This is a genomic window from Pseudoalteromonas sp. TB51 (assembly GCF_000498055.1).
GTDB classification, from domain to species: domain Bacteria; phylum Pseudomonadota; class Gammaproteobacteria; order Enterobacterales; family Alteromonadaceae; genus Pseudoalteromonas; species Pseudoalteromonas atlantica.
In genome coordinates, this window is record NZ_AUTO01000171.1 from 1 (window position 1) to 7,267 (window position 7,267).

General features: G+C 40.9%; 8 protein-coding genes. 7 read left to right on the top strand and 1 reads right to left on the bottom strand.

All coding sequences use genetic code 11. From position 1 onward, the window contains the following. Positions 1 to 1,160 (bottom strand): DUF885 domain-containing protein (locus tag L650_RS0108920; protein WP_164835549.1); only part of this gene is annotated, 1,160 nt, incomplete at its 3' end. A 355-nt stretch (positions 1,161 to 1,515) separates the two neighbouring features. On the opposite strand from L650_RS0108920, the gene L650_RS0108925 reads away from it, so the two are divergent. The 7 genes from L650_RS0108925 to tatC all read left to right on the top strand — a co-directional run bounded on the left by L650_RS0108925 (position 1,516) and on the right by tatC (position 7,120). After that, positions 1,516 to 2,502, top strand: coding sequence for a GGDEF domain-containing protein (locus tag L650_RS0108925; protein ID WP_029772888.1), 987 nt, complete (start codon positions 1,516 to 1,518; stop codon positions 2,500 to 2,502). 95 nt (positions 2,503 to 2,597) lie between these two features. Then, a complete protein-coding gene (gene ubiE, locus L650_RS0108930) occupies positions 2,598 to 3,353 on the top strand; it encodes a bifunctional demethylmenaquinone methyltransferase/2-methoxy-6-polyprenyl-1,4-benzoquinol methylase UbiE (RefSeq protein ID WP_004587478.1) in 756 nt (251 codons plus the stop codon). 11 nt (positions 3,354 to 3,364) lie between these two features. Then, complete coding sequence (locus L650_RS0108935; RefSeq protein WP_029772889.1) at positions 3,365 to 4,048, top strand: SCP2 domain-containing protein; 684 nt, start codon at positions 3,365 to 3,367, stop codon at positions 4,046 to 4,048. 9 nt (positions 4,049 to 4,057) lie between these two features. Further along, positions 4,058 to 5,662, top strand: a complete 1,605-nt coding sequence (gene ubiB / locus L650_RS0108940) for a ubiquinone biosynthesis regulatory protein kinase UbiB (RefSeq protein ID WP_029772890.1) — start codon at positions 4,058 to 4,060, stop codon at positions 5,660 to 5,662. 79 nt (positions 5,663 to 5,741) lie between these two features. Continuing rightward, entirely contained in the window at positions 5,742 to 5,996 is a 255-nt protein-coding gene (gene tatA / locus L650_RS0108945; protein ID WP_004587475.1) for a Sec-independent protein translocase subunit TatA, read from the top strand. 11 nt (positions 5,997 to 6,007) lie between these two features. After that, a complete protein-coding gene (gene tatB, locus L650_RS0108950) occupies positions 6,008 to 6,331 on the top strand; it encodes a Sec-independent protein translocase protein TatB (protein WP_223230557.1) in 324 nt (107 codons plus the stop codon). Between the two features lie 48 nt (positions 6,332 to 6,379). Continuing rightward, a complete protein-coding gene (tatC, locus tag L650_RS0108955; protein ID WP_029772892.1) occupies positions 6,380 to 7,120 on the top strand; it encodes a twin-arginine translocase subunit TatC in 741 nt (246 codons plus the stop codon). Positions 7,121 to 7,267: the final 147 nt, after the last annotated feature.

Genomic DNA, 7,267 nt, shown 5'->3' on the forward strand with positions numbered 1-7,267 from the left:
CTCGAGCCAACATAGCGACCTGTTGTATATTTAGGGGCTATATTTGCAGGTACAGGTGCAACGCCATAGGGCATACGTGGCAGTGTATGAAATAACTTAGGCAGCTGCGCGTCCATTTTTTTAGCTATATAAGCAGCTTCTTTTAATAGCTGCTCTGGAGTGGTGGCGTAAAATTGCGGATCGGTACGTAAAAAGTGGATAAAATCGGCAAACGTGCCTTCAAAGCCTACTTCTTTAATTATTTCCTGCATTTCACTGCGGATACGCGCCACTTCAGATAACCCCAGCTGATGTATTTCATCAATGCTCATATTTGTGGTGGTGTAATACTGTGCGCGGTTTTTATAAAACGCCTTGCCATTAGGGGTTTGCGAAATACCAATCGTAGTGCGTGCCCCTGGCTGATATTGCGTAGTAAAAAATGTTAAATATGCTTTGTAAGAGGCAATAACATCGTTTTTTATGATGCGTTTAGCTTTTTGCTGCAACGCTTTAAAGTCGTTTTCACTTAGCCCTGCCGTGTTCGTTTTAAACGGGGAGTAAAAGTCTGACTGCGTTACATCATCCACTATGTAAGCGCTTATTGAGTCTTCATACCCAGCTAATACCGCTTGAGGTTGAGTAAGCCCCGTTTCGAGCCCCTTTTTCATCCAATGTATGTTTTGCTCAAAAAAGCGCGGCACTTGTTCAAGGCGGGCTAAATACGTTTCTAACTGTTGCGGTTGCTTGTACTGCGAACTATTAATCATATAAGACAAGCTAGAATGGAACCCATACTCAGAAGTTAGCGGCATGTAGTGCGCATTAAATACGTATTCATCAACACTGTTTTGTACTTGCGCACGAATAATACTGAGGTTAATACTGTTTTCACTTGAAAGCTCATCGCTATCAATTGCATCTAAACGACTTAATAATGCTGTTTTTTCCTCATATTGTTGCTTTAAAAATTTGGCCGATAAATTAGGAAATAAATAGCCATCAACCCCTTCAGGTTGTGTGTAGGGATTAACACGTTTGCGGTAATCAACAATACTTTGCGCCACTTGTTCAAATTGCGTGTTTGCGTTGGGGCTTGTTAATGTACATGCGCTTAGCGTGCCAAAAAGTGATAGCACAAGCAGTGTGCGGCAAATTCGCGGGGGTAAGGAATAATTCATTTTAGTTTTACTTAACCATACAATAGATTTCACAAAACTATCGTAGGCTGAGTAAATAGCAAGACAAATGCGATTAATCTCAATAACACACGCTTAATTGGAGCGGGTAAAATAAGCCGAACCCGCCTAAATTAAGCTAAATACGTGCTCTTTGATGATAAAATCAGCTATTAGGCAGCAAAAGTAAAAATTTAAGTTCACTAATACTGGTTTTTACTTTTAAATAGCCTGCTTAACGATTATTGTAGTAAAAAAATAATAAAGCTTGGATGCATTGCCGCCTCATTGAAGAGTTATTTTAATGTGTAATTTAATGCGTACTTAGTTGGTAGTTAAAATGATGTTCCATGATTCCATGGCTGTAGCTCAAGAAAAAATGACGAATGTATGCCTGTTTTTAGAACGTCATACGCTGCCTCCCTCTCCGTTAAATTACCACGTTGCCTATACCTATATTAGTAAAGTAAATCCTCAGCTAAATAACGCCATAGATGAGGCCATTACTAATAAAGCCCAAATTGATAGTATTTTGATTGAGCAGCTCTACTTTGAGTTTTTAAACGAAGGGCATACCACGCAAATGGCAATGATTAATAACGTAAATGGGGTTATTGATTCACTGTCGCGCAATGCGCAATCAACCGAAAAACAAATTGTTAGCTTTGCCGGCCAAGTAAGTGAGTGCATGCACACGCTTGATGAGAATAATATAGAGCAAAGCCGCCAAGCACTCGATACGTTAAGCACGCAATCAGCCACGTTACTTGAGCAACACAAGCACTTCAAACACGAGCTACATAAAGCTAAAAAGTTACACGAAAAAACCCAAAAACAGCTGGCGCAATTACGTAAGCAGCACATTATTGACTCACAAACGGGGCTGTATAAACGTCATTATTTAACGCAGCAAACCCAACTATGGAGCAACCAAGACAAATCAATTTGTGCAATTGCTATTCAAATAGATAATTTAGATCATTTTGTAGATAATTACGGCGATATAATTGGCGAAGTTATTTTGAACAAAGTGGCTAAACAAGTAAAAAAATATGTTTTTCAAAGTGGTTTACCTGGGCGCACAGCAAAGGACCAATTTACTGTATTACTGCCAGATATAGACCCCGAAACCGCCAATGTTATTGCTGAAAAAGTGCGTAATGGCGTAGAAAAACTTCGCTTTGTTAGCTCAAAAAGCGGCACTAAGCTGCCTGGCATTAACTTATCTTTAGGCATAGCGCAGCAACTCAAAAATGATGACTTTAACCAGTTAGCTAAAAAAGCCTCGCAAGCGGCATTTAAAGCACGCTCACTGGGGCAAAGTAGCTTTACAGCCGGCCACTAGGTTTTACGCTAAATTACCTGATAAATCATATTCAAATTGCACCTGCAGTATACAATCAAGTACACTAGTCTTTATTGCCACGATAGAGACTAACCATGAACGAAACAGAGCAAAAGACCACGCATTTTGGCTATAAAACCGTAGCCGAAAACGATAAAGCCTCAATGGTTGCAGACGTATTTCACTCGGTTGCAGCAAAGTACGATGTAATGAACGATTTAATGTCTTTTGGTGTACATCGATTATGGAAACGTCAAACTATAGCCAGCTCAGGTGTGCGCAAAGGCCACCACGTCCTTGATTTAGCAGGCGGCACTGGCGACCTAACAGCAAAATTTAGCCAGCTAGTCGGTGACACCGGCCAAGTAGTTTTAGGTGACATTAACTCATCAATGTTAAAAGTGGGCCGTGAAAAGCTGCACAACTTGGGTTTAGTCGGCAATATCGACTACGTGCAAATGAATGCCGAAATGCTGCCATTTCCAGATAACAGCTTTGATGTGATCACGATTGCCTTTGGCCTACGTAATGTAACCGATAAAGACAAAGCTCTTCGCTCTATGTACCGTATATTAAAGCCAGGTGGACGTTTATTAGTACTAGAGTTTTCCAAACCTGAGCATGAAATTTTAAGTAAAGCGTACGATTTTTACTCGTTCAATCTATTACCAACTATGGGTAAAGTAGTGGCGAACGATAGCGAGTCATACCAATACTTAGCTGAGTCGATTCGTATGCACCCAGACCAAGAAACCTTAAAAGCAATGATGGAAGAAGCAGGCTTTGAACAAACAACGTATCAAAACCTAACCGGTGGTATTGTTGCACTGCACCGTGGTTTTAAATATTAAGGCAGGCAGTTATGGCGTTTGAGCAAAAAAGCGAGCATGTAATCGCAGCAAAACCCGATTCGCAGTTTTTTATGTTACCTAATTTTGTACTTTCGCTTATAGAGCGAGTGCTTAATAAGGTACTGCAACTCGACGCCACCTTAGTAGATAAGCTCAGTGCCGTTAAGCACAAACCATTAAAGGTCGAAATCCGCAATTGGCAGCAGCAAATAGTATTAACCTTTGATGGTAAACTATTACACCTTTACAGTGCCAGCGATGAAAATAGCGCAGAGTGTATGATCAGCGCAGATATAGATACTATTATGGCGCTTAAAGACCCAGCCATGCTTACACAACTCATTCGTCAAGATAAGCTAGACCTGCAAGGCGACTTAAACGTCGCTCAGGCTTACAGCGCCGCATTTTCTGGGCTAGATATAGATTGGCCTGAGCAACTATCGCACTATATTGGCGATGCGCCCGCACAACAACTTTACATACAGCTAAACGCTTTACGCAGTAAAGAGCGTAAAGCACGTCAGCAAATTAGCACCACATTAACCAGCCTATGCCAAGATGAGCTCGCTGTAACTATTCACCCTTTAGAGCTTGAGCAATTTAAACAACAAAACAGAGTGTTAAAAGGGCAAGTGGCCGCTATTGAACAACGCATAAATGCATTAATCAACTCTTCTAACACCAACAGCCGCTAAGGATTTTTTGTGTCGACTGCTCGATTGTATTACATCACTAAAACATTACTTAGCTACGGACTAGATGAGTTAATACCAAAACAAAAAATACCTTGGTACGCTAAAATTGCGCGTGGTAGCTTGTTTTGGTTACGTAACCAGCACAAAAATAAGCCCGCGGGCTTGCGACTGCGCTTAGCCTTGCAAGAGCTTGGCCCTGTGTGGATTAAGTTTGGCCAAATGCTTTCTACCCGCCGAGACTTACTTCCTCACGACATTGCGCTAGAGCTTGCTTTTTTGCAAGACCAAGTCGAGCCCTTTGAAGGCGAACTTGCCCAAAAAATAATTGAAAAAGCGCTCGAAATTAGCGATATAAACCAGTTGTTTAGTGAGTTTTCGCAAACCCCATTGGCCTCAGCGTCCATTGCACAAGTGCATACTGCTAAGCTAGTTGATGCTCATAACAATACCCAAGATGTTGTTATAAAAGTGATTAGGCCAAACATAAAAACACAAATTAATGCCGACTTAGCACTTATGGAAAAGCTCGCTAAAGTACTTGCCAATGTACACAGCGAAGCAAAAAGGTTACGCCCTGTCGAAGTGGTCAAAGAGTATAAAAAAACCTTGTTAGATGAGCTCGATTTAATGCGCGAAGGCGCAAATGGCATACAACTTAAGCGTAACTTTGAAGGCTCTGATTCGTTATATATCCCGGCTGTTTATAGCGATTATAGCCGCAGTAACGTTTTGGTTATGGAGCGTATTTACGGAATCCCGGTCTCAGATACTGAGTCGTTAATTGCGCAAAATACCAATATGAAATTACTCGCTGAGCGCGGTGTAGAAGTGTTTTTTACCCAAGTATTTAGAGACAGTTTTTTTCATGCTGATATGCACCCTGGCAATATATTTGTCTCTCGCGAGCACCCTGAAAACCCCATGTATATTGGTATCGACTGTGGCATTGTTGGCACATTAAACAAAGAAGATAAACGCTATCTCGCAGAAAACTTTATCGCCTTTTTTAATCGTGACTACCGCCAAGTTGCTCAGCTACATGTTGACTCGGGCTGGGTTCCGCCCGATACCAGCATAGAAGAGTTTGAATTTGCAATTCGTACCGTGTGCGAACCTATATTTAATAAGCCGCTAGCTGAGATATCGTTTGGCCATGTACTCGTTAATTTATTTAACACCGCACGCCGCTTTAACATGCAAGTACAGCCGCAGTTAGTATTATTACAAAAAACGTTATTATACGTTGAGGGCTTAGGGCGTCAGCTTTATCCTCAGCTTGATTTGTGGAAAACCGCTAAGCCATTTTTAGAAGATTGGGTAAAACAACAAGTTGGACCGTTATCAGTAATGAAACAAATGTATGCTAACTTGCCATTTTGGGCTGAAAAAATGCCAGAACTACCTGATTTAATTTATCAAAATTTAAAACGTAGTCCGCAAATGCAGCATTCTCAGCCAAGTAAAGTGTCACACAAAGCGCTAGTACTTAGCCTATTTGGCAGTGCTACACTAATTGTATCGGCACTGTGTTATCTGCAGCACGACCTCATAGCGGCAGGCGTAACATTAGCAGCGTCTGCAATTAGCTTTATTGTGGCGTGGCGTAACACATAAACTAAGTGCTATTTATGCCACAGTGCGTATAATTAGTACTTAAAATAAACATTTAAGCATTTATCAGTTGGAGATAACCATGGGTTTAGGTGGCATTAGTATTTGGCAATTATTGATTGTTTTAGCGATTATCGTACTTCTTTTTGGTACTAAAAAACTACGCGGCATGGGTGGTGACTTAGGCGGTGCAGTAAAAGGGTTTAAAAAAGCCATGTCTGATGATCAAACTAAAGAGACTGAAAGCGAAAAAGCTGAGCAAATCCAAGAGTCTCAAAAAGCAGCGCCAACACAGACACAAAGCACTGAAAAAACCAAAGACGATACTAAGGTTTAAGCAATATGGGAATGTGGGAGCTCGTTGTTGTTTTTATTGTTGGCCTAGTGGTACTTGGCCCTGAGCGGTTACCGGTTGCCATTCGCACCGTAATGCGCTGGGTAAAAACCGTTAAGTCGATGGCCAACTCAGTTAAAGCAGAAGTGAGTGAAGAGCTACGCATACACGAGCTTCACGAAAACCTAAAAAAAGCAGAGCAACAAGAGCTTAAAGATTTAAGCCCTGAGCTACAACAATCGGTTGATCAACTGCAAAAAGCAGCGCAGTCGGTTACTCATAGCTATAAAAACACTTCAAGCATGTCATCTAACGAACAACTCGATGAAAAAAAGTGAAATTAATTCCCCTATTTGTGGTCAACTTATTACGTGGTATAAAAAATAATGTCTGAACAAGCTAAATCAGGGTTCGTCGCTCACTTAATTGAGCTGCGCGATCGGCTTATTAAATCACTTTTTAGTATTTTAGTGATATTTATTGGCCTAGTGTATTTTGCCAATGATATATATGAGTTTGTAGCCGCCCCTTTAGTCGCACATTTACCAAGCACTGCCACTATGATAGCTACCGATGTTACGGCACCGTTTTTTGCACCGTTTAAACTAACGCTATTTGTTGCTTTGTTTGGCGCTATTCCGTGGATATTGCATCAAATTTGGGGATTTATAGCACCTGGCTTATACCAACACGAAAAACGCATGCTAATGCCAATTTTGGCCTCGAGTATTTTGCTATTTTATGGCGGTATCGCTTTTTGCTACTTTATAGTGCTCCCTATTATATTAGGCTTTTTTACTAGTGTAGGGCCGCAAATGATGACCCTAGCACCGGATATTAGTAGCTATTTAGGATTTGTACTTAAGCTATTTTTTGCATTTGGTGTGGCGTTTGAAATACCCGTAGCCATAATGTTGCTATGTTGGAGTGGCGCTACAACCACGCAGAGTTTAAAGCAAAAACGCCCTTATATTGTGGTTGGTGTATTTGTTGTGGCGATGTTTTTAACACCGCCCGATGTGTTATCACAAACACTATTAGCAATTCCTATGCTGCTTTTATTTGAGCTAGGGTTAATTTTAGCGAAATTTTATAGCGCTAAAGAACAACAGGAATCTGAGGAATAAAATGAAAAAACAACTACTCTCACTACTGGTTTTACTAAGCGCACCGACGTTTGCAGCGCAAGAAATTAACGTGCAAGCTTTGCAAGCATGTAGCTTTATTGAAAACGACTTTAACCGTTTACTATGTTATGACAACACAGTGGCAGG

What these genes read in the sequence shown, in the direction of transcription:
- L650_RS0108925 (WP_029772888.1), top strand. Translation starts at nt 1,516, where the DNA reads ATGGCTGTAGCTCAAGAAAAAATGACGAATGTATGCCTGTTTTTAGAA.
- ubiE (WP_004587478.1), top strand. Translation starts at nt 2,598, where the DNA reads ATGAACGAAACAGAGCAAAAGACCACGCATTTTGGCTATAAAACCGTA.
- L650_RS0108935 (WP_029772889.1), top strand. Translation starts at nt 3,365, where the DNA reads ATGGCGTTTGAGCAAAAAAGCGAGCATGTAATCGCAGCAAAACCCGAT.
- tatA (WP_004587475.1), top strand. Translation starts at nt 5,742, where the DNA reads ATGGGTTTAGGTGGCATTAGTATTTGGCAATTATTGATTGTTTTAGCG.
- tatB (WP_223230557.1), top strand. Translation starts at nt 6,008, where the DNA reads ATGTGGGAGCTCGTTGTTGTTTTTATTGTTGGCCTAGTGGTACTTGGC.
- tatC (WP_029772892.1), top strand. Translation starts at nt 6,380, where the DNA reads ATGTCTGAACAAGCTAAATCAGGGTTCGTCGCTCACTTAATTGAGCTG.